At 33.8% G+C, this 287-nt stretch carries 1 protein-coding gene; it reads right to left on the bottom strand.

Annotated elements, in window-relative coordinates; translation table 11 throughout:
• On the bottom strand, nucleotides 1–287 hold a 287-nt coding region (locus tag ACYP03_RS25725; RefSeq protein WP_459782638.1), incomplete at both ends, for a chorismate-binding protein.

The following is a 287-nucleotide window of genomic DNA, read 5'->3' as shown; positions in this document are numbered from 1 at the left end:
CACTTCACCATTATTTAAAGATGCGTGTAGTTCAGGAGATGCTCCAATAAACGATTGCTCACCTGTTTGAATCAAGAAAATCCAATAAGCTGAACTTTCTTTTTTTAATAAATTTCGAAACAAGCTGAACAATTTTGATGGTTCATATTCATCAATGGTTGCATGAAGTTTTCGTTGCAATACAAAGTTTGACCCTGCACCTTGTCCGATTTCATGATCAATCAAATGACGAACCCGATGACTATATTCTTGATCACTTAAATTAAAACATTCATGCTTTGTGTTAA

It is taken from the genome of Photobacterium sp. R1, assembly GCF_054600795.1.
The sequence above is the reverse complement of the archived record's forward strand: the minus strand, read 5'-3'. Positions and strand labels throughout refer to the sequence as shown.